Raw genomic sequence first — 26,365 nt, forward strand, 5'->3', positions numbered from 1 at the left:
TTTTATGAAATTGTTGATTTTCATCATAATAGCATGGTATTTATACTTTGTCAACTTAACGAAAATTTCTTTTAAATAGTAGATAAGAGGAATTTTCGATTCAACAAACTGCTGCAGAGGCAGATAAAGTAGCTAAAACTATTGACAAAATAGCTGAAGGGCTATCCAATGAAAAACTTTTTATATCAAGATTTTGCGGAGATTAATTCTTGATTTATATTAGAGATGAGGATAATATTGAAGTGATAGCAGAATATGTAAGGCAGATTTCAAATATATTTAAAGATAATATTATTGCAAATGGCAATATAGCCAATATTTCTTATTGTAGATTTAAGTTAAAATAAATTTTTAGATGCTAGAGGGGGTATCAAAATCAATAAGATTTTAGTTATTGAAGATGATGTGGCCTTAAATAATGGTATTGTTTTGAGCCTAAAACAAGAAAACTATGACTTTACACAAAGCTTTACATTTAAAGAGGCAGAGAAATATTTATCAGAAACAGAATTTGATTTAATTATATTAGATGTAAATTTACCTGATGGAAATGGTTTTGATCTTTGTAAAAAAATAAGGCAATACTCTTCTACGCCAATTATTTTTCTAACTGCCAATGATATGGAAATTGATGTAGTAACTGGCTTAGAGCTTGGTGCAGATGACTATATTACTAAACCATTTAGCCTAATGATACTGCGTGCAAGAGTATCCGTATTGCTACGCCGTACTAAACGAATAAGTAGCGATGATAAAATAATAATTGGACATTTTGTTTTCGACTTTGATTCTATGAGTTTCTATAAGGGTAATGATAAAATTGAGTTAAGCAAGACAGAACAAAAATTGCTTAAAGTTCTGATAAAAAATCGAGGCACTGTCCTTACACGTTCTAGCTTAATAGATAAAATCTGGACAGATGATGCAGAATATGTTGATGAAAATGCTCTGTCAGTTACGGTAAAGCGTTTGAGAGATAAATTGGAAGATAACCCTGTAAAACCACAGTATATACAAACAGTCTATGGAATAGGATATACATGGGTGGTAGATAAGCATGGATAAAATAGATGCCATCTTTATTGCGTGCGCTATAATTTCTATTATTATTGCTATAGTTTTTGTTTTTATATATCAATATAAAATGAAAAGTACTATTAACAAGCTAAACCATATGTTAGAGGATGCAATAAATGGTAGTTTTTCTGAATCTACCTATGATGAATCGAGTCTATCCGCATTGGAAGCAAAATTAAACCGCTTTTTAAGCATCTCCCTATCCTCTGAGAATAATCTCGTAGCGGAGAAGGGGAGAATTAAAGCATTAATTTCTGATATTTCTCACCAAACGAAAACACCTATTGCTAATATCCTTCTCTATTCACAGCTATTAATAGAACAGGAAAAGATTCCAAATGAGTGTCACGATATTATAAATCAGATTACAGGACAATCAGAAAAGCTCAATTTTCTCATACAGGCTTTGGTGAAAACTTCAAGACTAGAAACAGGTATTATTTCCGTTGTACCAAAATCTGATTCTGTTTTAGATCTGCTCTCTTCTGTTTGTAATGAAGTAAAGAAAAAAGCAGAGGAAAAGAATATTACAGTTCAAATAACATGTGAGGATTCTTTTGCTGTTTTCGATAAAAAATGGACAGAGGAAGCTCTGTATAATATTTTAGATAATGCAGTAAAGTATACACCAAATGGAGGGAATATTTCTGTTGCATGCATTTCCTATGAGATGTTTTGTAGAATTGATATTGTAGACAGCGGCATTGGTATTGCGGAGCAGGATATTACTTCTATCTTTAAGCGCTTTTATCGTTCTATAGAGGTAAACCAATATGAGGGTGTAGGTATTGGTTTATTCCTTGCACGAGAAATTATTACTGCCCAAGGAGGGTACATTAAAGTATCTTCTACTATAGGAAAAGGTTCCACTTTTTCCGTATTCCTGCCAAAATAAAAGCAAATCTTTCAAAACTGTTATATTTGAGAAAGATTTGAGAAAGATGATTTTGTTATAGTCTATATCATAAGGTGATATGGACTATATTTTTTATGGAGGTTATTTTATGAGTATTTTAGAAACACATAATTTAATTAAGCATTATGGTGGGGAGCCAAATTTAGTAAAAGCTTTAGATGGTATAAACTTGACAGTAGAGCGTGGAGAGTTTGTTTCAATTGTAGGTACATCGGGTAGCGGTAAATCTACTCTATTGCACATGCTTGGGGGACTTGACCGAGCAACTGACGGAACAGTAAGGGTAGATGGCAAAGAGATTCTTTCTCTAAAAGATGATGAATTGACTATTTTTAGAAGGAGAAAGATTGGGTTTATATTTCAAAGTTATAACCTTGTACCTATATTAAATGTATATGAAAACATTACTCTACCTATTGAGTTAGATGGAAATAAGGTTGATAAGGACTATGTTGATCAAATTATCACTACTTTAGGTTTAGAGACTAAGCTTAACAATCTACCAAATAATCTTTCTGGTGGACAACAACAACGTGTTGCAATTGCAAGAGCCTTAGCTACTAAACCTGCAATTATCCTTGCAGATGAGCCTACGGGCAACTTAGATAGTAAAACAAGCCTAGATGTTTTAGGACTATTAAAAGTAACGAGCCAGCGCTTTAATCAAACTATTGTTATGATTACTCATAACGAGGAGATGGCACAAATGGCTGACCGCACCATCCGCATTGAGGACGGCAAAATAGTAGGTGGTGGTGGACAATGATTCAGGTACAGAATAAAAAGGTTATCAATCGCATTGCCTTTAAAAGTTTTAGAGCAAGTAAAACTAGAAATCTAATGGCTATTATTGCAATAGCATTGACTACAATTTTATTTACAAGCCTTTTTACTATTGGCATTGGTATGATAGAAAGCTTTCAAAATCAAGCTATGAGACAGGCTGGTGGAGACGGACATGCTGTTTTAAAATATATAACTGATGAGCAGTACAACAACATGAAAGACCATCCTTTGATTAAAGAAATTAGCTACAACAAAATAATTGCGGATAGTGTAGATAACATTGAATTTTTAAAACGCCATGTAGAAATGTATTATATGGATGAGACTGCTATGAAACTTGGATTTTGTGAACCAACTACAGGTAATGCTCCAATGAAGGAAAATGAAATTATTACGGATACCAAAACCTTGGATTTATTAGGAGTTCCCCATGAAGTTGGAGCAAAAGTACCACTGACATATACCATGAAAGGAAAGCAGATACAAAAAGATTTTGTACTATCTGGTTTTTGGGAAAGTGATCCTATTTTTAATGTGGGGTTTGCTATCATTTCTCGTGAATTTATGGACTTACATGCTAACCAGCTTGTACACACATATAGAACAGACTATAATATGACAGGAGTTATAAACTCATATATTATGTTTAAAAATAGTTCTAACTTAGAGGGAAAGCTGTTCAAGGTAATTACAGATAGTGGTTATACAGTTCCTGCAGAGGGAGAAAAAAGCGAACCACTACCTACAGATATAGACTGCAATGTAAACTGGGCCTATCTTTCTAGTAATTTTTCAAGCTCAGATCCAGTCACTGTTGTAGCGGTGTTAATGTTACTAGTACTAATTATATTTACAGGATATTTGATTATATATAATATCTTTCAAATTTCTGTTATAAAAGACATTAAGTTATATGGACTATTAAAAACCATTGGAACAACATCTAAACAAATTAAACGGATTATTTCACGTCAGGCTATTATATTATCTATTATAGGGATTCCTATTGGCCTTTGTATAGGATTTTTGATCGGAAGGGCACTACTTCCAATGATTATGGGAATTTCAAATTATAGTGGTCCACGGGCAGATGTATCCTTTAATCCTATTATCTTTATAGGTGCTTCAATATTTGCTTTAGTTACAGTATTTATTAGCACTCGTAAACCTGGCAAAATTGCTGGAAGGGTTTCTCCTGTAGAGGCAGTACGATACAGTGGAGGTAGTGAGCAGATCAGAAAAAAGATGAAGCATTCTACAGATGGTGGAAAGTTATGGAGAATGGCACTTTCTAACCTTGGTAGAAATAAAAAGCGAACTATAATTGCCATTATATCTATGACACTCAGTTTGGTACTTCTTAATTCAGTATTTACCATTTCTAGTGGTTTCGATATGGATAAATTTGTTTCAAAATTTGTAGATACTGACTTTCTTATCGGGCATGCTAATTATTTTAACATGAACCATTTTCGGTTTCCAGAGGATGAGCTTAGTGAAAGCTTTATATCTGCTGTAGAAGACCAAGAGGGTTTTGAAGTAGGAGGTAGGATTTACTATAATATTTATGTTGGTGACTGTTCGGTTTATCGAGAGAATCCCGATGAACCTAGTTATCTTGGATATCCTGTAAACAAAGCAATAAATGGGCAACCAATGTTAGATTTATATGGTATGGAAGACTTTCCTCTTTCCCGCTTAGACATTGTTGAAGGACAATTAGATATAGAAAAATTAAAAAGTGGAAAGTACATTATAGAAGGAGTACATGAAGGTGATCACGGTAATATATTATGGGATACTTCACACTATCAAATTGGGGACACTGTAGAGATAACAGTGGATGGCAAAAAACATGAATATGAAGTTATGGCAAAAACTAGAATAAAGCAATATACTATTTCTAACCGTAGCTTTGATGAATTTGCTATGTACCTCCCTACAGAGGAATATTTAAAGATAGTCACTGAACCTGTTGTTATGACATATGCATTTAATGTGTCGGATGATAAGGAAGCTAATATGGAGTCTTTTATCAAAGGATATACGGAACAAGTAGAGCCACTTATGGATTATGAATCTAAGCAAGTTTATGTAAATAACTTTAATGATTTTCAGAATATGTTAATAACAGTAGGCGGTATACTCAGTTTCATAATTGGTTTAATTGGTATTCTAAACTTTATAAACTCTATGTTTACTAGTATTTTGGCAAGGCGTCAGGAGTTTGCTATGCTACAAAGTATAGGTATGACTGGAAAGCAACTAAACCGTATGCTATGCTTTGAAGGTTTATATTATGCAGCTTACACCATTATATTTTCATTTACTCTAGGAACTGTATTCTCAGTTGGTATCATTGAAGGAATTGTTGGGCAATTGTGGTTTTTTAGCTATCAGTTTGTTATTATGCCATTATTAATTACCTACCCAATATTGATTACACTATCCTTGATAGTACCTTATGTAGCATATCATGGTATTAGTAAGCAAAGTATTGTAGAAAGATTAAGAGAAATAGAATAATTGTTTCAAAAACTACTATTATAGTAATTTCACTAAGAATCCAATTATAAGCTAATAGACTAAGACTTAGTTAAGATGAAGTTTTTACTTTCGGTGAGCTAAGTCTTAGTTTAATTATAAGAGGTTAAATATTGCCAATTTAATGGTAAATATAACCTTAATATAGTAAAATATAATTAACTAATTTTTTATAACACATACAAAATTATGTATTTTAATAATTTTTAAAAAGATTTTATTCTTATCTAATTCAAATTAATTTATTTTCTAGGGGCTAGGGATAACAGGTATGTAAGGGTTAAATGAAATATAATATATATTTATTGTACTGTATTTAACCAAACTAAGGGGATGGGGAATATGACTAAACTAAGACTTAGTTCAGAGGAAGTTTTTACTCACACTGAACGCAAAGTCGTGTTATCCAGATACTATGCAATTCCTAATTCTCACTTAAAGAAGTGGCAGACTTGGAATTGTAAGCGATGGCATAAAAAATATAGGAGTATTATTTTTATTCTGATTTTAATTCTTGTATTTAACGCAACTTTATATAAAGCTGAAGCCATGGATAAAGTAATATTACAACTTAGATGGGACCATCAATTTCAGTTTGCAGGATACTATGCAGCTTTATGGCAGGGATATTATGATGATGAAGATCTTAAAGTAGAAATTCGATCAGCCTTTACAGAGGATGGACAAATATTACAGGCAACAGATGAAGTTGCAGAAGGAAGGGCTGATTTTGGTGTAGGAGCAGTAGATATTTTAATTAAGAATGATGAAGAGTTTAATTTAGCTATTATAGCATCAATATTTCAAAGGAGTGCTGTAGAATTTTTTATGAAGGAAGAAACTCATTTTAATTCTATAGTGGATTTAGTTAATTTAAAAACTGCAAGAAGAGAAAATGACTTATTGGATATTGAACTACAGGCAATGCTTATTGCTGAAGGATTAAATCCAAATCAATTAGAATTATACAAACATAATGGAAATTTTACAATAGATGACTTAATAACTAAACGATTTGATGTAGTACCAGTATATCTTAGTAGTATCTTATATTATTCGCAAAGAGAAGATATTGAATTAAAATCTATAAAGCCTATAGATTATGGAATAGATTTTTATGGAGATAGTCTTTTTACAACAGTAGCACTTGCGAGGGAGAATCCAGAACTAGTCGAACGTTTTAAAAGAGCTACTTTAAGAGGATGGGAATACGCTTTAGAAAATACTGAAGAAATGGCAGAAAAGATAGCTACATCATTTATATCAACAGAGGAAAATGTAGAAGAAATTATTGATAGAAATAGATTCCAGGCAGAAAAGATTTTAGATCTTACATTTTATCCAGTGATACAAATAGGAAATATAAATCCTCATAGATGGAAAACAACTCATGAATATTTACATAAGTTAGGTATTGTATCTGGTGATATTATTTTGGATCAACTTATTTTTGATTATGAGGCAATACTTATGCAAGAAACAAAACGTCAAGAAAAGATTATGAGGACATTATCTTTTTCTAGCTTGATGGTATTAGTAGCAATATTATTAATACATCTAACAGCAAAAAATACAATGAACCAGCTTGAAAATTTGTTTCAAAATGAAATGGAAGAAAATAAGAAAAAAGAAGGTATTATAATATATCAAGCTAGGATGGCAGCTATGGGAGAAATGATTGCAAATATAGCTCATCAATGGAGACAGCCACTTAATAATTTAGGCTTGATTCTTACAAATATTGAAGATGAATTTATGTATGAAGAATTAAGCAAGGAGTCTTTAAAAGATGCTATAGAAAGATCAAGAAGACTTATTAATAAGATGTCAGAAACTATCGATGACTTTAGATACCTTTCAAATCCTAAGGAAAGCAAAGCGGAATTCTGTATTTATGACAGTATAGTTTCTGTAATAGAATTATTGGAAGAAAAGCTAAGACTTAGTAATATAAAGGTTTTCTTTGGATATATTACTATGGATAAAGGCTACGGGTATAATAATCAATATTCTCAAGCAATATTTAATATTATAGTTAACTCTATAGATGCATTATTAAATACAGATGTAGAGAATAGACAAATCTTAATTAATATATATAAAAAGGAAGATATGATTATAACTGAAATACAAGATAGCGGAGGAGGAATTAGTGAGGATATAAAAGATAAAATCTTTGATGTTTATTTTACCACAAAGGATAAGTCTCAAGGAACAGGCCTAGGTCTTTATATGACTAAAATTATTATTAAAAATAATTTAAATGGAAACATAAGTTGGGAAAACACAGATAAAGGAGTCAAAATGATAGTAGCAGTTCCGTGTAAAGGGGTAGATAAAAATGATGAAGGTAGAACCGAGTAGTGTTCTATGTAATCTAAAAGTGCTATATGTAGAGGATGAAGATTTCACTAAAAATGAGATGGTTAAGTATTTAAAGCGTCGTGTAGGCAAGTTATATACTGCAGAAAATGGTGTTAATGGTATTGAAACATTTAGACAAAACAAACCTCATATTATTATAACAGACTTAAAAATGCCAGTTATGGATGGATTACAAATGATAAAAGAAATTAGAAATATGGGGTATAATTCATCAATTATTATTACTTCAGCTATATCAGATACTGATACTATATTAGAAGCTGTGGATGTAGGTATTATAAAGTATGTACTTAAACCTATTAATCCAAAGGAACTTATACATAGTATGGAAAAAATAGGTAAAGAAATTTTTAAGAACCAATTGAAGGATACAATCTTAAACAATAATATTATACTAGATAAGGATAAAAAAAATAATTTAGAAAAGAAAATAAAGAGTGAAGTAGCTCATTTTATTAAGCTACATAGTGGAAAAGGACCTAGGGATCTTCACGTTTTTATAGAGGCAAATTTAATAGAAATTAAGGCATTTGATATCCTTACAAATTTTGAATTATATCTAATCTCCAACAATAAAAATCACAGTCTGGTTGAATATAATAGAAGACTTTTTTATATAGAGGGCAGCGAAGAATTAGAAAAAAAAATAGAAGGTATACTAGATAATTCAGTGAAATTCTGTGATATAGTCTGTGACTGTAGAAAGAATATAGATAGAATAATATTTTCAATATTATAAACATTATAAAAATTGTGGTTGAAATCTCAATTGCAATATGTTAGAATATTAACAAACAACTCAAAATATACAAAATAATGCTAAGAGAGAAATTAAGTTTTGGCTCTTTTAGTTTGAATATTTAAGCTATACAACTGAATATCTAGTTGACAATTCTTAGAGATAACAATAATTGTTAAGCTTTAAAAGGTCAGCACTTAAGAAGTAATTCTTCTTTTGTGCTGACTTTTTTTGTAAAGTAAATAATCCAACAAATAAGTTGGATAAAGGAAAGGGGTGACAAGTTAATATCCAGTTTAGAGGAAGCTTTGCTTACACTGAACTGAGAATCATGTAAGTGCTCTATGGGTATATCCATGGACTATGCAATTCCTATGTGCTACTTAAAGAAGCGGAGCTTTGAAATTGTAAGTAAACGGATAAATAGGATTTTAGATAGTAAAGTAGTTTGCATTGGGAATACAAAATTAAATCGGGGGGGACTGAAATGATAGAAAAGAGTAAGTCAAATATGTCTGTTTTTGATTTGAATGGAGTTCCACCATTGGGAAAAGCAATACCATTGGGATTGCAACATGTTTTAGCAATGATTGTTGGGAATGTTACACCAGCTATTATTATTGCTGGTGTAGTAGGACTTAATACAAATGACAGAACATTGCTCGTACAATGTGGCATGTTTATAGCTGGAATTGCAACTCTATTGCAACTTTATCCAATAGGGAAAATAGGTTCAGGTCTTCCTATTATAATGGGGGTTAGCTTTGCTTATGTTCCTTCGCTTATTGCCATTGGATCGCAATATGGAATTTCAGGCATCTTTGGAGCTCAACTTATAGGGGGGATTGCTGCAATTATTGTTGGTATATTTATTAAGCCAATAAGAAAATACTTTCCGCCACTTGTAGCTGGAACAGTTGTATTTACTATTGGATTATCTCTTTATCCTATAGCTATAAATTATATTGCTGGTGGTATGGGTGCACCAAATTATGGAGCCTTCATAAATTGGGGCATTGCTATGATTACTCTTGCAGTAGTTTTATTCTGTAATCAATTTTCTAAAGGATATATTAAACTAGCTTCAATTTTGGTAGGAATCATAGTAGGCTATATTATCTCCATAATCTTTAGAATAGTTGACTTTACACCAGTAAAAGAGGCTGCATGGTTTGCTATTCCTAAACCATTATATTTTGGAATTGAATTTTATCCATCTGCAATTATCACAATGGTAATAATGTATATAGTTAACTCTGTTCAGGCTGTAGGTGATTTATCTGCAACAACAGTTGGTGGTATGGGTAGAGAAGTAACTGATAAAGAACTTTCTGGAGGAATTATTGGAAATGGATTTTGTAGTTTAATTGCTTCTTTATTAGGAGGACTTCCTACGGCTACCTATAGCCAAAACGTAGGTATAGTAGCTATGACTAAGGTTATTAGTAAGTTTATTTTAGCTTTGGCAGCTGGCTTTTTACTTGTAGGTGCTTTTATTCCGAAATTTGGAGCTATAATGACTACAATTCCTCAATGTGTACTAGGTGGGGCTACAATCACAGTATTTGGAATGATAACTATGACAGGTATTCAACTTATTATACAAGATGAATTGTCTGGTAGAAACATAACTATTGTAGGTTTGGCAGTAGCATTGGGAATAGGGGTTACTCAAGTTCCTCAATCATTAGCTCTTTTCCCAAATTGGGTAATGATGGTATTTGGTAGTTCAGCAGTTATAATTTCTACAGTTGTTGTATTTGTATTAAATTTAATTCTTCCTAAAAAAACACTAGCAGATGAACAAAATGAGAGGGAAGAAATGGAATTAAAGGAGTGAATAATTTGATAACAATAAGAAATTATGCTGTTCCAAAAACAGTTGAAGAAGCATATGGTTATTTAACATCAAGCAAATCTGCAACCTTATTTGGTGGAGGAGCATTTATACGTATGGGTAAAAAAAATATATCTACTGCAATTGATTTATCAAAATGCAATTTAAATTATATTACAGAATTAGATGATTATATAGAGATAGGAGCTATGTCTACATTTGGAGATATTGAGCATTCTTCAATATTAAAGAAATATTTTAATGATATACTTAGTATTTCTTTGAAAGAGATTGTGGGAGTTCAGTTAAGAAATATAGTAACAGTAGGCGGAACAGTTTACTCTAAATATGGATTCTCAGATTTTATTACCGCTTTAATGGTTCTTGATACAAGCGTAAAGCTTTATAAACGTGGGATTATTCCTTTGGAAGTATTTTTAGCTGAGGATTATAAAGATAAGGATATTTTACAAAGCATAATTATTAAGAAAGATAGTAAAATTGCAAGCTTTAAGTCCATGAGAAATTCTAGGGCAGACTACGCTATATTAAACATAGCTGTATCAAAAGAAGACTACTATAAAATAGCTGTGGGAGCAAGGCCGGGCAGAGCAGTTTTAGCTTATAAAACTATGGAATATATCAACAAAAACAAATTGACCCAACAAAATATTCCGATTGCCTTAGATATATTAAGTGAAGAAGTTATATTTGGTACAAATAGCAGAGGAAGTAGTGATTATAGAAAAAGAATATGCGCAGTACTAGGGAAAAGGGCTTTGATGGAGGTGACTTGTCTTGAAGCTTAATGTAAAGATAAATGGAGTTAAAAAATCATTTGACATCAGTCCAGATGAATTTCTTGTTGATACATTAAGAAATAATGGCTACATTGGAGTAAAGCAAGGTTGTGATACTGGTACCTGTGGGGTATGTACTATTCATTTGAATGATAAAGCTGTTTTATCTTGTGTATTATTATCTGCTAGAGTAGAGGGACAAGAAATAACTACCATAGAAGGAGTTCAAAATGAGGCAAAAGAAATCGGCAAATATTTGGTGGATGAAGGTGTAGATCAATGTGGATATTGTAGTAGTGGAACAATAATGAGTATTATATATTTAGAAAAATGTGTTCAAAATCCAACAGATGAGGAAATACTTTATTTTTTAAACGGTAACTTGTGCAGATGTACAGGGTACATAGGACAGTTGAGAGCTATAAAAAAGTATTTGGAGGGAAAGTATAATGAAAACCGTAAATAGTAGCATATCTAAACTAGATGGTATGAGTCTGGTGATGGGTAAAGCTGCATATACTGATGACTTTGCTCCTAAAGATGCTCTTATTGTAAAGGTATTAAGGAGTCCACATGCCTTTGCAAAAATAAAAAATATAGATACAAGCATTGCAGAAAAGATACCTGGAGTGGAGTGCATATTTACTTATAAAAACGTCATAAGAAAACCTTATACACGAGCTGGGCAGTGTTATCCAGAGCTATCTCCCTATGATAAATTTTTATTAGATGACTATGTTAGACATGTAGGGGATGATGTAGCTATTATAGCAGCTATAGATGAAAAAACAGCTACAAAAGCTATGAAGTTAGTAAAGGTTGAATACGAGGTATTAGACCCAGTGCTAGACCTTAAAGAAGCAGAGAATAGCATTTTAGTACATCCAGAAGAAGATATTTTTACTAAAGTGGAAGTAGGATTTAATAGAGAGAAGAACATAGTAGCTAAAATAGATTTTGGTCTAGGAGATATAGAAAAGGCTTTAGAGGAAAGTGAGATTATTATTAAGAGGAGTTATAACACTCAAGCTCAAGCTCAAGCAATGATGGAGACTCAGAGAAGTTATACATACTTAGATAACTATGGTAGGCTGGTAGTTGTAACATCAACACAAATACCATTTCACGTAAGAAGGATATTGGCAAATGCTTTAGATATTCCTATGAGCAAGATAAGAATTATAAAGCCTCGTGTAGGTGGGGGATTTGGATCGAAGCAAACAGTTCATTCTGAATTTTACCCAGCTTTAGTAACACTAAAAACTGGAAAAGCCTCAAAGATTATATATAGTCGGAGAGAGGTATTTAGAGGCACTACTTCAAGACATGCAATGACTTTTGATATAACAATTGGGTCGGATAGAGATGGAAAAATAAAAGCCATAGATATGAAAGGGTTATGGGATACGGGAGCCTATGGTGAGCACGCCCACACAACTTTAGGATCAGCAGGCAAAAAAGTATTAACCTTATATAATAAAGTGGAAGCCTGTAGATTTGAAGGAAAGGCCCTTTATACTAATCATGTTCCTGGAGGAGCATTAAGAGGATTTGGAGTTACTCAAGGAACCTTTGCATTAGAATCTGCAATTAATGAATTAGCTAAAGAACTTAATATAGATCCCATAAAACTGAGAGAGAAAAATATGATAAAGCAAGGAGAAACCACACCTTTATATAATATGGTAACAAAAGGTGCAGGAAATGATCCTATGTACATGGATAGTTGTCTTTTGGAGTATTGTGTAAATAGAGGTAAAGAATTAATCTCATGGGATGAAAAATATCCTATGAAAAAGATAAGCTCTACAAGGGTAAGAGGTGTAGGAATGGCAATATCTCAACAGGGTTCCGGTATTCCTAATATTGATATGGCATCTGCTACATTAAAGCTTAATGATGATGGGTTTTTTACACTATTGCTTGGTGCTACTGATATTGGAACAGGCAGTGATACAATATTAAGTCAGATTGCAGCTGAAGCTCTAGATGTTGATATTAATAAAATTATTGTTTATACTGCAGATACGGATATAACTCCTTTTGATAGTGGAGCTTATGCATCTAGCACTACTTATACAACTGGTAATGCAATAATAGATGCTGCAGAAAAAATGAAAAAACTTATAGTTATGTATGGGGCAAAATATTTTAATACTGTAGATAACAATATAATTTTTAGTGGTAGTAAGATTATTAGAAAAGATAGTAAGGAAAATATAAGTTTGGAAGATTTCTCGAAAAAAATTACATATAATATGCTTTTTACGCAGTTAACTACAACTGGATCTTTTGTTCCGAAAAAGGCGGCGCCACCGTATATGGCAGGGTTTGCAGAAGTAGATGTAGATATTGAAACAGGAAAGGTAGAAATAATTAATTTTATTGGTGTAGTAGATTGCGGGACTCCAATTAATCCAAAGCTTGCTAAAGTACAGGTAGAGGGTGGAATAGTTCAAGGAATAGGATTTGCCCTTTATGAAGAAGTAAAATACACCAAACAAGGTAGACTAATTAACGATACCTTTATGGAGTACAAAATACCAACTAGAAAAGATATAGGTAATATATATGTTGAATTAGCAGATGGATATGATGAAACAGGACCATATGGCGCCAAATCCATAGGAGAAGTAGTTATCAATACTGTGGCACCTGCTATTACTGATGCAATATATAATGCCTGTGGAGTTAGAATTAGAGACCTACCAGCTACTCCAGAAAAAATACTACTTAAATTATAGTTAAGCAGTAGCTTAAGTTATAAAAATAATTAACCAGTACAAAATAGTATTTAAGTATAATCAAAGGCGCCACTAGAGTATATTCAAGAGATGTTACGAAATATGGGTTAATAAAAAAGCTGATAGGATTGATATAATCCTATCAGCTTTTTATTAAAATAAAATTAAAACTAAAACTAAAACTAAAACTAAAACTATTTATAAATTTATTACGAATATAATAATAGAATAAAAAAATACATCTATAATTTTTCTAAAACATATGGATAAGTGGTGAATTATGGACAGAGATAAGAGACTAATAAAAAAAATAAAAAAGAAATCAAGTAAAGCTGCAGCTAATGAGCTTGTTTCTATATATTACGAAGAAATATATTCATATGTATACAAACAGACAGTTGATAAAGAGTTATCTATGGATTTGACTCAGGAAATTTTTATAAGCATGCTAAAGTCAATATATAGTTATGATGAAAAAAAAGCTTCTTTTCGAACTTGGCTATATAGAATAGCAACTTATCGTATAGTAGATTATTATCGTTCCAAATATTACAAATATACTAGTATAGCAGTTTCTATTGATGATTTTAACATATACGATGAGGAAAATATAGAAGTTATAGTAGAAAATAAAGAAGAGGTTAAAAAGATAATTGACATAGTAAATAGATTTGATGCTGCAAACCAACAAATATTTCGCTTAAAGCTTTTTGCAGATTATACTTTTTTAGAAATATCAAATACATTGCAAATATCTGAGTCCACAGTCAAAACAAAGTATTACTCAATGCTTAGAAAAATTAGAAAGGATCTTGAGGTGGTATAGCATGAGAATAGATATGCCTGATGAAAAAACAATAAAGACCGAAATAGATACTATTGTAGCAAAAGGTTTATATCAAAAAGAATCTTTCTATTCTTATTTAAAAAATATGTACAAACATATAGGAATTAGATATTTATTTCGTGACGGCCTAGAAATTATGTTTACTATTTTATTAGTATCTTCTATTTTGTTTTTTACAATTACTAATAGCAATATATATAATATTGCTAAAACTGGAGGTATATATGCCTATTTGTTTACAGTTTCACCTATATTGTATTTAGTGATGTCAATTTCATCCTTTATTAGTGCAAAGCAGAATGGAACTTATGAAATAGAAATGACATGTAAGTATAATATGTATCAAATATCCGCTTTTAGAATGCTTGTATTCAGTACTATATGCATTTTAGTTAACTTTTTATTTGTATATACAATTATATCTATATATACAAATCTAAGCTTTTTAAGAGCTTTTGCAATTTCAATATCATCACTATTTTTATTCTCTACAGTTTTTCTATTTACAATTACAAAACTTCAATCAAAATTTACAAAATATTTTATTGTATTAGGTTGGATAGTTGTCAATTTAGCCCTATGTATATTTGATATTAATTTGTATGCTCAACTATTAAGCAATATTTCTATATATACATGGTTAGCTGTAACTGTTGTTTCTCTATTTATTTATATAAAAAATATTAAAGCACTTATTAGTTTTAGAAATATAGAAGAGGTGATTTAAATGTTAATGGTAAATAACGTAAGTAAAAGCTATGGAAAATTTTCAGTTCTTAAAAATATAAATCTTGAATTTACAAATGGTGTTTATGGATTATTAGCACCAAATGGAGCGGGTAAGACTACTTTAATTAAAATGTTGACTACCTTACTTTTTCCAAATGAAGGAGAAATACTTTATAATGGTACAGATATTTTTAAAATGGGTGACAATTATAGAGATATATTAGGTTACTTGCCTCAAGACTTTGGTTATTATAAAAGCTATAGCCCTAGAAAATTTCTTCACTATTTATCTGCATTGAAAGGGATGGATAGAAAAAATTCTGATGAAAAGATAAATGAACTTTTAAAATTAGTTGGACTTGAAAATGTAGCAGATAAAAAAATGAAAAAATTTTCAGGTGGAATGATTCAAAGAGTTGGTATAGCTCAAGCTATGCTCAACGATCCTAAGATTCTTATATTAGACGAGCCTACTGCTGGATTAGATCCAAAGGAAAGAGTACGATTTAGAAATTTATTAACGGACTTATCTAGAGAACGAATAGTTATTCTTTCAACCCATATTGTTTCTGATATAGAGTCAATAGCCAATGAAATAATTATGATAAAAGATAGGGCAGTTCTCTATAAAGATAATTTAAAAAATATATGCAAAATTCTTGATGGAATGGTCTATGAAACAGAAATTGAATTTGATCAAGTTTTAAACTTTAGACAACAGTATTTTTCATTATCTGAGAAGCAGGAAGATGGCAAAATGAAAATCAGATTTATATCTGAAAACAAATTAGAAGATGGTTGGATACATGTAAATCCAAGTATAGAAGATGTATTTCTTTATGTTTATAAAGATGAAGTTTTAGTAAAGGAGTAAGGGCTATGGGTATAAGAAAAAATGAATTTAAAAAGGCCATAACTTCTCCAGTTATAATAGGACTTTTACTTATATTTATTATATTTAATTCTGTAATTATATTTCAAAACTCATATTTTAAAGAAGATTTACAGGTATTAAATGAGATTGTAAGTAAGTTTGGTTATAAAATAGATGATGAAATGGTAGATAATTTCAAAGAGTATTATGATGGTGAACTAAAAAAACTAAATGAAATAACATATGAAAGGACATCAAAAAACTATAGTAGCGTGGCAGAGATTTTTGTGGAAAACCTCTATATTGAAGATGTTTACAATAAAGAAGAAGTAGAGTTTATAAAAGAGTTAGGAATAGTAGAAGCATATTATTATACAATTGGAGAAATTGACGAAGTTTATTCAAATATTGATCCTATGAAAATAGCTGAAGGTCAAATAGAAAAATATGGACTTAGTGGAAATGCTGCAGATACTGTAAGAAATCAATATAAGGATTTTAGTAAAAGATTTGAAGAATTAGTTGAAAATAAAGAGCATAAAAACCTATTTTTCATGGGGAAAGCTTATAAAATGCACTCTTTATTGTTTAGAACCTTATTTAAGACTTTTATTTTCGAAATGCTTATATTAGTGGTGCTTATTACAGCTTATTTGGTAAATTATGAATTTGATAATAATACAGAAGCTCTAGCCTATACAACTAAAAGAGGGAGAAATTTAATTATAGATAAGCTTTTCATATCTATGGCTACAAATATTTTAGTAGCTACAATTATTTTAGTTACTGGTTTAGGTTTGTATTTTATAACTTTTAACTATTCAGGACTTTGGAATGTTCCTATAAGTAGTTATTTTAATATGGAGAAAAATTTGCCCTATATGTCTTGGTGGAATATGTCCTTTATTCAATATTTATTTTCTGGTATAGGGCTTATCTATGCGTGCATACTGCTTTTTACTGGAATTACATTCATAATAACAAGAGCTATAAAAAATAGTTACATAGTATTTTTTATATTTGCAATAGTATTTGGTTTAGCTATACTTATTCCAGGTATGGTTCCCACTAATAGTAATGCTATTTTTATAGGTGGATTTACTCCTTTTTATTTAATTATAAATCCTTTTATTTGGTTTATGGAAAGTGGAGCATTTTTTACTTTTAAATACTATGAATTACTTACAGTAGGTATATGGTCAGTATTTTTATTAGTTATTAGTCTTTTATCAATTAAGATATTTAAAAAACAAGATATATATTGAGGTGAATTAGATGACTATTATTTTAAATGAAGTAAAAAAAATATTTAATATAAAATCTGTACTTTTACTTATGGTTATAACTGGAGTAATGTATTTTCTTTTTATTGAGTTTTATATAACCTCTTTTCCAAATGGTAGGCCAGCTTTAGATATCTATAATATGTTTGTAGAAATGCAAGATAAATATGGCGAATTTATGGATGAAGAAGAGTTTGAAGATTTTAAGGTTAGGTATAGTGAAGCTAAAGAAGAAGCAGATAAATATATTCAATCTAGAGAAGATTTTAAAAAAGCAGGGATAACAAATTATGATGAGTTTGTTAATATGGATATAAGTAATAAGGAGCTTGATAAATTACAAGACGATGTAATATTTAGAAAAAAGATAGATGTGTTTTGGGAATTGCCTTGGAGGGAAGAGTATATAAGAGTTTATGAAAACAGAGACGAGATTGTTATGAGTAGTGCATCCAATGAAAAGCAAGAAGTAAGAGTTAAGGAAATATTGGAAAAGGATATTGAGACTTCTGTTTTTAATGATGTAGTTTTTTTCAACTACAATATTTTAATAAAATATGTATCTATTACTATACTAATAGGTATAATGTTTATGATAACTCCAATATATTTAAGGGATAATAAGAATAAAACAAATTATCTTCAGTACACTTCTAAAATAGGAAGAAATATATTTAAAAAGAAGATAGCTGCAGGGATTTTATCAGCTTTTATAATAATAAGTTTACAGTTTATAGGCTTCTTTGTATTATATTCATCAAATAATATATCCATGTTTTTTAATTCTAATATAAGTTCAGTATTTAACAGCATTATTTCTTGGTATGACTTTACATTTATTCAGTATATTATTCTTACAGTAGTTGCAATATATGTGCTGGGTTTTGTTGTTACTTTAATGTCTATGCTGGTTTCCAGCATAGGACAAAACTATATAACTGTAATAGGCATTCAATTGCCAATAGCACTATTTACTTTTAAGGTATTGTTAAAATATCTTATAAATTATATGACAAGTATTTCATATTCAAAGTATTTTTTACCTGTGTCTTATTTAGTTTTAATTTTTATTGCGATAGTGTCAATGACAATAAGATGGAAAAGGGAAAGATTGTTGGATATTGTTGATTAAAATAAACATAAAATAATTTTTAAGAAGCCATTTTGCTATCTTTTAAGCAAAATGGCTTCTTAATCTTTTTATAATAGAAATTTTAAAAATAAAGTTAAAGTGAAATTAGGGCACTATAATAAATAACAGACACTTTATAAATAATATAGTAAACAATTGAAAAGCTGTATAGTGGAATTTTTATGAAATAAAGTTTTTTAAGGTTTAGTTAAGGTTTAGTTTATTATGGAGTAAGTTTGGAGCTATATAATAAATTTGTAGCAAAAGATAAGGAGGTATAATATTGATGATTTCTTGGGAGCTAAAAAAGATATTTAATGCTAAGACAGTATCTATAGTATTAGCATTATTAATTTTTCTTTTGGGTATTACAATTTTTTTAAAGCCTACATTAGAAACAGAAAATATATACAGGAATGATAGGTATGAATTAATAGAGGACACTAGATCTAAAGAAGAAATTGCAGGGGGGAAATTTAATGAAAAAATTCATCAGTTAGAGGAAGTTGTAAATATTTCGGAGGATAACCCCTTTACCAATAAACTTAAAAATACTGCCGAAGAGTATTTAAGTTCTATGAAATATAGGGAATATAAGGATGTTGATTTTTATAAGGTTTTTAATTATAGAGTAGACCATCCTTTTATGTCAATCATTATAGTAATTATTTTAGTTTTGATCTTTTCAAATATATATACAGATGAGATTATTTCAGGGGTAGATAATATTATTCTTTCATCTAAAAATAAGTTTAAGACTTTATATTCAAAGTTAGCATTAGCAATAATTATACCTATTGTTATTTATGGATTATATTTAGGGGTAGTATTTCTAATAACTTTAGTTCAGTATGGAATGCCGGTAAATGGAGAACTCGAAGCCTTTAGAATCGTTGATATTGGTGCTTTTTTTTATAAGGCTTATACTATCATTCAATATTTAACACTTAAGGTTGCAACCATTACAGTAATACTTATTAGTATAGCAGTGTTCGCAAGTTTTTTCTCATTTATTTCAACAAATTCTTTAACATCTATAAGTGCTACTTTAATTTTTATAGGAATTGGTAAAGTTTTGACAGTTATTAAGTTTTTACCTAGCTCATTATTAATAATATTAAGCAAAGTAAATTATATAAATTTAATATTTTATCCGGATGGGTTTATAGGAATATATGCTGGACAAGTTGATATTTTTGGAAAAAACTTAGATATTTTAAGCTTGTCCAATGGAATCTTGATATCCATGATATTTTTAGGAGTAGCACTCTGTGTTTTTGCATTTAAAAAGTTATTAACTAGATAAATTGAGGAGGTATATTTTATGAATAAACTTGAAATAAAAAATTTAACCAAAACTTATGGTAGAAAAAAAGCAAATGATAATATAACAATTACTCTTGAAAATGGCGTATATGGGCTTTTAGGACCTAATGGTGCAGGAAAAACCACCATAATGAAGCAGATAACAACTTTAACAGAGCCATCTGAAGGAGAAATTATTTATAATGGAGAGAATATAAAAAAATTAGATGATAAGTATAGAGATTTAATAGGATATCTTCCACAAGAGTTTGGAGTGTATAAAAACTTTTCAGCAAAACAATTTCTACAGTATGTAGGAGCTTTAAAAGGATTAACTGGTAAAAATGCTACAAAAAAAATAGAAGAGCTTTTAAAACTTGTAGGACTATATGAAGTTAGAAATAAAGCAGTAGGTAAGTTTTCTGGAGGAATGAAAAGAAGAGTTGGAATAGCACAAGCTTTATTAAATGATCCTAAAATTTTAGTGTTAGATGAGCCTACAGCAGGACTTGATCCTCAAGAAAGAGCAAGATTTAGAAATCTTATTTCACAAATTTCTAAAGATAAAATTATTATACTTTCTACACATATTATTTCAGATATAGAGTCTATAGCGAAGGAAACTATTATGATAAAAGATGGAGCCATTCTTATGAAGGGAAATCATAGGGATATCCTTTCTGCTATGGAAGGTAAGGTTTATAGTATAAAATCTACTAGTGAGAATGAAGTTAATGAGATACAAAATAATTATAAAGTAGTAAATATTCAACGTGGAATTGATGAGGTAGAACTTAGAATTATTAGTGATAAGATACCTCCATACAAAGAAATAGAAGCTGTTGAGCCAAAGTTTGAGGATGTTTATATGTTCTATTTTGACTTAGAAAATACTAGGGAGGTGTAATGGATGGGTACACTTATAATTTTAGAACTTAAAAAAATGTTTTTTAAAAAAAGAATATTAATTGTGTGGGTTGGTTCATTGCTTTTAAGCTTTGTTTCAATAAGAGCTTTTTCAATAGAGGAGACTTATGCAGATATATTTAGTAAAGGATATGGACTAGTTCCTTTAATGGGAATTATAATGTTTATGATATTTTCAGCAGCTTATACATTAGAATATAGCTCGAATATGGCGGGATTAATCAAAACAACGAAAAATGGTAAAAGAGAAATCATTTTAGCAAAATCAATAGCTGCTGGAATTTCAGCTTCTATAATAAATATTTCAATTTTTTTAATTGTAGTTTTATCAGCTTTAACCAAATTTAAATTTGATGGACTAAATATTCCATTAAAGAGTTTGTGGTACTTTGGAAATAGTGGTTCGGATATTACTGTTATTCAAATGATTTTAATAACTCTATTGACTATTATACTTGGATCTTTTTTCTTTGCACAGATAGGATTGTTTTTATCATCAATCAGTAAGTCAGCAGCAGTTCCTTTTGTATTTGGCGGGCTTATTATGGGGCTACCATATATATTAGAAGGATTTTTAAGTGGCATTGGATTATCAAAATATTTAGCTTTTACACCACTTTGGGGAATGATGAGCTTTCAGCTGATAAGATACAAATCTCCAACTATAACACCAATTATTCTTATAATAATATTTATAGTAGGACTAATATTATTGCATAAATTTACTTTAAAAGCTTTTACAAAAGAAAGATAAAAATCATTGTTCGGAAGTTGTAATGATGCAAATGAAATTTGGGTTTTTATTAAAGTGGAAGATAAATAATTTTTCGCAATAGATTGTTTAAAAAAGGAGTAGTTTTGATCTAAAAGGGGTATTAAGAATTACAGGAGGTGCAGTATGCAAAAATATAATTTTACTTTACAAGAAACTGATGGAATGAATGTTTCATTAGATGATTTTAAGGGACAAAGCGTGGTAATTTACTTCTATCCTAAGGATAATACATCAGGTTGTACTACAGAAGCAACAGAATTCAGGGATTTATATGATGAATTTAAGAAATTAAATGCGATTATACTTGCAATTAGTAGAGATAGTTTAAAGTCCCATGCGAAATTTAGAGAAAAGCAGAATCTTCCTTTTTTACTCCTTAGTGATAAAGATGAAGAAGTTCACAAACTATTTGATGTGATGAAACTAAAAAAAATGTATGGCAAAGAATATATGGGAGTAGAAAGATCAACTTTTATAATTAACAAAGATGGAGAATTGATAAAAGAATTTAGAAATGTAAAAGCTAAAGGACATGCAGAAGAAGTATTAAAATTTATAAAACAAGAGATGTGTAAATAATAGTTGGTAACATATTAGCTTCCTTTAAAAGTATAAAAGATATTAATAAATTATGCTAATTTAAATATTCCTAGGGTCTCAAAGATATATATATATTAGCTATGCTTGAATGTTATAAAATAAAACCTATGTGCAGCCATAGGTTTTATTTTATAGAATTTATAATCTATCTATTGATTTTCTAGTATGAATTGTAATTTAAAATTCATATTGAAACAATGACAAAGAAGTAAAATCAGTATTATTACAAGCAAAATTAGGATTTTGAAACAAGATCTATTTTAATTGGGTTACCGATATAGATACTGCTACTTTTTACGATAGAATCATAGGCTAATATCTCTACTCCATTTTCACTGGCAAGTTTAGTAGTCACTGAAAATTTACTATCCATCTGCCAATGTAATCTAAATATTTTTGGCCCTTTCATCTGAATTAGAAAGAGTATGATGCCTCTATAGCCCTGTTTTACTGCTTCTATCATTTCTAGTACATGTTTAGCACCTCTTTCAGTAGGTGCTCCAGGAAACATGGAAATTCCGTCATTCTCTAGGGTTACCCCCTTTACCTCAATAAATCCTTTTTGATTTTGAGATTCAAAGTATATATCATATCTAGAATTTCTAAAGGTAACCTCTCTTTTTAAATGTATTAAGTTATCAAGACCTTGAATTTTATTTTCTAGAAGAGCTTGGGACACTATTTCATTAGGTACTTGAGAATCTATATTTACTAGCATGTCATTCTTCCAAACAGCTATAAGCGAATACTTTGTCTTTCTATTTATGTTATGGGTACAGTCTTCTAAAATAACCTTAACCCCTGGCAGTAATAGTTCCTCCAGTCTTCCAGTACTTTTTACATGTACTATTTCCTCTTTGTCATTTATTAGCACATGTGCAATAAATCTGTTAGGTCTTTTTAAAAATATTCCTTCTATTATATTTTTATATTCCACATATATTCTCCTTCTTAGTATTAATCAACATATTATACCTAGACTATTGTTTGCCTTATTGTACCATTATCCCAAATATACATCAATATATGATAATAACTCTAATTGTAATTATAAAGAAACAATCCATATGTTAATATTAATTGAATAAAGAAAGTATAGTAGTAACTTTGCTAAGAATAAAGAGTTTTATACTAAAAATTTTAATATTATGTCACAAAATTATGTTTGTTTACGTTATAGAAGTGAAAACCGGTTTTTAGTTTAATGAAGGGAGATGTGAGATGCAAGCAAGTAATCTTGATTATACTTTTGCTACAGGTGGAGAGTATGAACTACGATGTGCTATAGATTTATATGGACAATCTCTTTTAAGATATTGTCACAATATACTTTGTGACTACTTTGAGGCTCAAGATGTTGTGCAAATAACATTTATTAAAGCCTATAATAAAAGAAAAAGCTTTAAAAGTGGAACGTCCCTATCTGCATGGCTATATCGTATTGCATATACTACTTGTATTGATTCACTGAGAAAGAAAAAACTACTGTTTTTTATGTCACAAACCAATACGGAGTCAATGCATTTTATGCATCAAACAAATGTGGACTCAAAATTTATAAGTGATGATTTAAAAGTAGCTCTTTTGGCTCTATCTCCAGCAGAGCGTGCCTTGGTGTTTAGCCGAGTTATTGATGAAAAGAGCTATGCAGATTTAGAAACTATCTATCATGTTTCAGCTACTACATTACGCAAACGTTATGAACGGGCAAAAACAAAGTTGTCTAAGGCATTAAAAGAAGTTGATTCTTATTATAAAGGATTGGAGGAAACTAAATGAATAATGACTATGATGAATTAATTATAAAAAAGGCACTAAACACTATAAATACACCTGAATATGACATTGGTTTGGAAGTAGAAAAGAAAATTAAAAGTCATAAGTACCCTATGAGTTTAAAAAAATCCATATCTGTTGCATTGGCAGTTTGTCTCTGTCTTATGCTTTCTGTCGGTGTAATGGCGGCAACTATTCCAGGTTTTAGGAATCTTTTATCTATCGTTACCCCGGATATAGCATTAATGCTTCAACCTGTGGAAATTAGTAGTGAAGACGATGGAATTAAAATGGAAGTAGTAGCAGCTATGAATGATGATGAAATGGCAGTTATTTATGTGACAATGCAGGACTTACTAGGTAATAGAATTGATGAAACACTTGATATTTATCATTACTCATTAACTGGAGCTCGGACGTTTAATTGTCAAATTGTCAACTACGACGAAAAAACGAAAACCGCAACCTTACGTATGGAAGCTAACGGAGGAGAAAAACTAAACGGGAAAAAAGTAAGCTTTCGCATTACCTCCTTTCTTAGTGATAAGCTAATATTTGATGGAGTTGAAACAGGAGTTAACCTTTCAAAGATAGCAATAATCAATGATTCACAAACAATCCCTCTTGATATGAACAATATTTCAGGTGGAGGCGGTGATTTATACAAAGAGTTTAAGTCCCAGGGAACAATAAAAGTTTTAAAGATGGATCAAATGAAACTTACTCTGCCTAAAGTAGATTTTGTACATATTTCTAATATCGGTTATATTGATGATCGCCTTCATATCCAAACTAAATGGGTGGGAGATGGTATTGATGACCATGGTTTTTTATATTTTACTGATACTTTAGGAAATAAGATTGATATTAACGCATCTAACATTTACTTTGGAGTCGATGAATCAGGTGATACCAAATATGGACATGATTATGTGGAATACATTTTTGATCTAGACAATATAAATCTTAATGAATTAAAGCTTATGGGTCATTTTGTATCTAATGGTAATTATACAAAAGGAGACTGGAAAACTATATTTAAAATTCAGTCTGTTGGCGAAGAAAAGAAAACAGACTGCAATATCAAATTTGACACATGGGTTACAAATAGTATATCAGTGTCACCAATGGGAATAACTTTGGCGGGTAGTGGTGAAAATAAAAATTCAGAAGAAATAAGTATTAGTGTTAATATGACCGATGGCAGTGTTCAAACATTTGACTCAGTTAGAAGCTACAGTGAAAATGGGAAAGTTAAACTTAAATATGTATCTCCATTACCATTGGACGTTTCCAATGTCAAATCAGTTAATGTTAATGGAATCATTATTAATAAATTCAAGTAAAAGTGAAATCATTATTTTCGATGAGATGCTCACTTGAATGGGAATGATAAACGAGTATTACTTGAAGAGAGCATTGTAAAACAGGGACAAGAGATTTGTCCCTGTTCCTACTATAAAAATAATATAATAAACTGTAAGGAAATAGGTACTTCAATTTACGTAAATCTTGAAGGGATGGGTTTATAATGCGTGTTTTTCTAGCTATAGAATTTCCAGATGATATAAAAGAATACTTGGATCAAGTTCAACAGGTAGTTAAGAAAAAAAGTGTAAAGGGTAATTTTACTAATAAGAAAAACTTTCATTTAACCCTTAGATTCATTGGGGAAACCAGAATTGATGAATTAGATAAATTGAAGGAAGCTATTAATAAAATATCATTGCACCAGAGTTATTTTCAGTTAAGTTTTAGCAAACTAGGTCAGTTTACTAAAGGTAATAAGCGGATAATTTGGGTTGGGATCAAACATAACGAAATCTTGAATCAACTATATATTCTTTTAGAAAGAGCCCTTGATGAGCAAGGATATCCCAGAGAAGAGAATAGCTTTGTTCCTCATATAACTTTAGGCAGACAAGTAGTGCTTGCTGAGAAATTAGACAAAATTAATGAAAAAATTCATATTGATAAGATGGTAATACCAGTAAGAAAGATTTCTATAATGGAAAGTACCAGATTAAATGGTGAATTAACATATATTCCGCTTTATTCAAAAAGCTTAATTTTTCAATGAATAGTTAATTAGGTTAATACATATAAATGCTCTATACTTATACAATAGTATCTAATGATATAAAAAACAATGTTAATACCAGATGTACCTTATTAGTAAGCAGTATTATGTTCGAATAAGAAGTTAGCTTTATTTATATTAAAATATTTTTATAATAAATTAATCCTTTTGTGCTGTAATAACGTTATATTTAATATAGAATATTTTAT

General features: G+C 30.0%; 24 protein-coding genes. 23 read left to right on the forward strand and 1 reads right to left on the reverse strand.

Going from position 1 to position 26,365, the window contains the following annotated elements:
• The first annotated feature begins 209 nt into the window (after nt 1-209).
• From KQI88_RS01525 to bcp, 20 genes are all read left to right on the forward strand, one after another.
• Nucleotides 210-347 (forward strand): hypothetical protein, encoded by a 138-nt coding sequence (locus tag KQI88_RS01525; protein WP_216414599.1) that lies wholly within the window; start codon nt 210-212, stop codon nt 345-347.
• Between the two features lie 46 nt (nt 348-393).
• On the forward strand, nt 394-1,065 hold the full coding sequence (locus tag KQI88_RS01530; RefSeq protein WP_330656068.1) for a response regulator transcription factor: 672 nt from the start codon (nt 394-396) through the stop codon (nt 1,063-1,065).
• Complete coding sequence (locus tag KQI88_RS01535; protein ID WP_216414600.1) at nt 1,058-1,972, forward strand: sensor histidine kinase; 915 nt, start codon at nt 1,058-1,060, stop codon at nt 1,970-1,972. Before KQI88_RS01530 ends, KQI88_RS01535 begins: the two co-directional genes overlap by 8 nt.
• Before the next feature lie 109 nt (nt 1,973-2,081).
• Nucleotides 2,082-2,759 carry an ABC transporter ATP-binding protein gene (locus KQI88_RS01540; RefSeq protein WP_216414601.1) on the forward strand — a complete coding sequence of 226 codons (678 nt, stop codon included), beginning with the start codon at nt 2,082-2,084 and terminating at the stop codon, nt 2,757-2,759.
• Nucleotides 2,756-5,305: an ABC transporter permease gene (locus KQI88_RS01545; protein ID WP_216414602.1), complete on the forward strand. Its 2,550-nt coding sequence runs from the start codon at nt 2,756-2,758 to the stop codon at nt 5,303-5,305. The genes KQI88_RS01540 and KQI88_RS01545 overlap by 4 nt, the downstream gene beginning before the upstream one ends.
• Before the next feature lie 360 nt (nt 5,306-5,665).
• Complete coding sequence (locus KQI88_RS01550) at nt 5,666-7,687, forward strand: ABC transporter substrate-binding protein (RefSeq protein WP_216414603.1); 2,022 nt, start codon at nt 5,666-5,668, stop codon at nt 7,685-7,687.
• Nucleotides 7,665-8,447: a Na-translocating system protein MpsC family protein gene (locus KQI88_RS01555; protein ID WP_216414604.1), complete on the forward strand. Its 783-nt coding sequence runs from the start codon at nt 7,665-7,667 to the stop codon at nt 8,445-8,447. The genes KQI88_RS01550 and KQI88_RS01555 overlap by 23 nt, the downstream gene beginning before the upstream one ends.
• 487 nt (nt 8,448-8,934) lie before the next feature.
• Nucleotides 8,935-10,287: a uracil-xanthine permease family protein gene (locus KQI88_RS01560; RefSeq protein ID WP_216414605.1), complete on the forward strand. Its 1,353-nt coding sequence runs from the start codon at nt 8,935-8,937 to the stop codon at nt 10,285-10,287.
• 5 nt (nt 10,288-10,292) lie between these two features.
• Entirely contained in the window at nt 10,293-11,093 is an 801-nt protein-coding gene (locus tag KQI88_RS01565; protein WP_216414606.1) for an FAD binding domain-containing protein, read from the forward strand.
• The gene (locus KQI88_RS01570) at nt 11,083-11,550 is read left to right on the forward strand and encodes a (2Fe-2S)-binding protein (RefSeq protein WP_216414607.1); all 468 of its coding nucleotides are present in this window, start codon (nt 11,083-11,085) and stop codon (nt 11,548-11,550) included. Before KQI88_RS01565 ends, KQI88_RS01570 begins: the two co-directional genes overlap by 11 nt.
• A complete protein-coding gene (locus KQI88_RS01575; RefSeq protein WP_216414608.1) occupies nt 11,534-13,828 on the forward strand; it encodes a xanthine dehydrogenase family protein molybdopterin-binding subunit in 2,295 nt (764 codons plus the stop codon). Before KQI88_RS01570 ends, KQI88_RS01575 begins: the two co-directional genes overlap by 17 nt.
• Nucleotides 13,829-14,108: 280 nt before the next feature.
• A complete protein-coding gene (locus KQI88_RS01580; protein WP_216414609.1) occupies nt 14,109-14,654 on the forward strand; it encodes an RNA polymerase sigma factor in 546 nt (181 codons plus the stop codon).
• Nucleotide 14,655: 1 nt separating this feature from the next.
• Nucleotides 14,656-15,402: a hypothetical protein gene (locus KQI88_RS01585; RefSeq protein ID WP_216414610.1), complete on the forward strand. Its 747-nt coding sequence runs from the start codon at nt 14,656-14,658 to the stop codon at nt 15,400-15,402.
• Nucleotides 15,403-16,278 (forward strand): ABC transporter ATP-binding protein, encoded by an 876-nt coding sequence (locus tag KQI88_RS01590; RefSeq protein WP_216414611.1) that lies wholly within the window; start codon nt 15,403-15,405, stop codon nt 16,276-16,278.
• A gap of 5 nt (nt 16,279-16,283) precedes the next feature.
• Nucleotides 16,284-17,543, forward strand: coding sequence for an ABC transporter permease subunit (locus tag KQI88_RS01595; RefSeq protein WP_216414612.1), 1,260 nt, complete (start codon nt 16,284-16,286; stop codon nt 17,541-17,543).
• A gap of 10 nt (nt 17,544-17,553) precedes the next feature.
• Nucleotides 17,554-18,693: a hypothetical protein gene (locus KQI88_RS01600; protein ID WP_216414613.1), complete on the forward strand. Its 1,140-nt coding sequence runs from the start codon at nt 17,554-17,556 to the stop codon at nt 18,691-18,693.
• 283 nt (nt 18,694-18,976) lie between these two features.
• On the forward strand, nt 18,977-19,999 hold the full coding sequence (locus tag KQI88_RS01605; protein ID WP_216414614.1) for a hypothetical protein: 1,023 nt from the start codon (nt 18,977-18,979) through the stop codon (nt 19,997-19,999).
• 18 nt (nt 20,000-20,017) lie between these two features.
• Entirely contained in the window at nt 20,018-20,905 is an 888-nt protein-coding gene (locus KQI88_RS01610; RefSeq protein ID WP_216414615.1) for an ABC transporter ATP-binding protein, read from the forward strand.
• Between the two features lie 3 nt (nt 20,906-20,908).
• Nucleotides 20,909-21,679, forward strand: coding sequence for a hypothetical protein (locus KQI88_RS01615; RefSeq protein ID WP_216414616.1), 771 nt, complete (start codon nt 20,909-20,911; stop codon nt 21,677-21,679).
• 144 nt (nt 21,680-21,823) lie between these two features.
• Complete coding sequence (gene bcp / locus KQI88_RS01620) at nt 21,824-22,279, forward strand: thioredoxin-dependent thiol peroxidase (RefSeq protein ID WP_216414617.1); 456 nt, start codon at nt 21,824-21,826, stop codon at nt 22,277-22,279.
• Nucleotides 22,280-22,535: 256 nt separating this feature from the next.
• Here the strand turns inward: bcp and sfsA are convergent, their stop codons facing one another.
• The gene (gene sfsA, locus KQI88_RS01625; RefSeq protein WP_216414618.1) at nt 22,536-23,237 is read right to left on the reverse strand and encodes a DNA/RNA nuclease SfsA; all 702 of its coding nucleotides are present in this window, start codon (nt 23,235-23,237) and stop codon (nt 22,536-22,538) included.
• Nucleotides 23,238-23,521: 284 nt separating this feature from the next.
• Here sfsA and KQI88_RS01630 point away from each other — a divergent pair, with 284 nt between their 5' ends.
• The 3 genes from KQI88_RS01630 to thpR all read left to right on the forward strand — a co-directional run bounded on the left by KQI88_RS01630 (nt 23,522) and on the right by thpR (nt 26,156).
• Nucleotides 23,522-24,079, forward strand: a complete 558-nt coding sequence (locus tag KQI88_RS01630; RefSeq protein WP_216414619.1) for an RNA polymerase sigma factor — start codon at nt 23,522-23,524, stop codon at nt 24,077-24,079.
• The gene (locus KQI88_RS01635; RefSeq protein ID WP_216414620.1) at nt 24,076-25,422 is read left to right on the forward strand and encodes a DUF4179 domain-containing protein; all 1,347 of its coding nucleotides are present in this window, start codon (nt 24,076-24,078) and stop codon (nt 25,420-25,422) included. Before KQI88_RS01630 ends, KQI88_RS01635 begins: the two co-directional genes overlap by 4 nt.
• A 185-nt stretch (nt 25,423-25,607) precedes the next feature.
• Nucleotides 25,608-26,156 (forward strand): RNA 2',3'-cyclic phosphodiesterase, encoded by a 549-nt coding sequence (thpR, locus tag KQI88_RS01640; protein ID WP_216414621.1) that lies wholly within the window; start codon nt 25,608-25,610, stop codon nt 26,154-26,156.
• Nucleotides 26,157-26,365: the final 209 nt, after the last annotated feature.

The organism is Alkaliphilus flagellatus (genome assembly GCF_018919215.1).
GTDB classification, from domain to species: domain Bacteria; phylum Bacillota; class Clostridia; order Peptostreptococcales; family Natronincolaceae; genus Alkaliphilus_B; species Alkaliphilus_B flagellatus.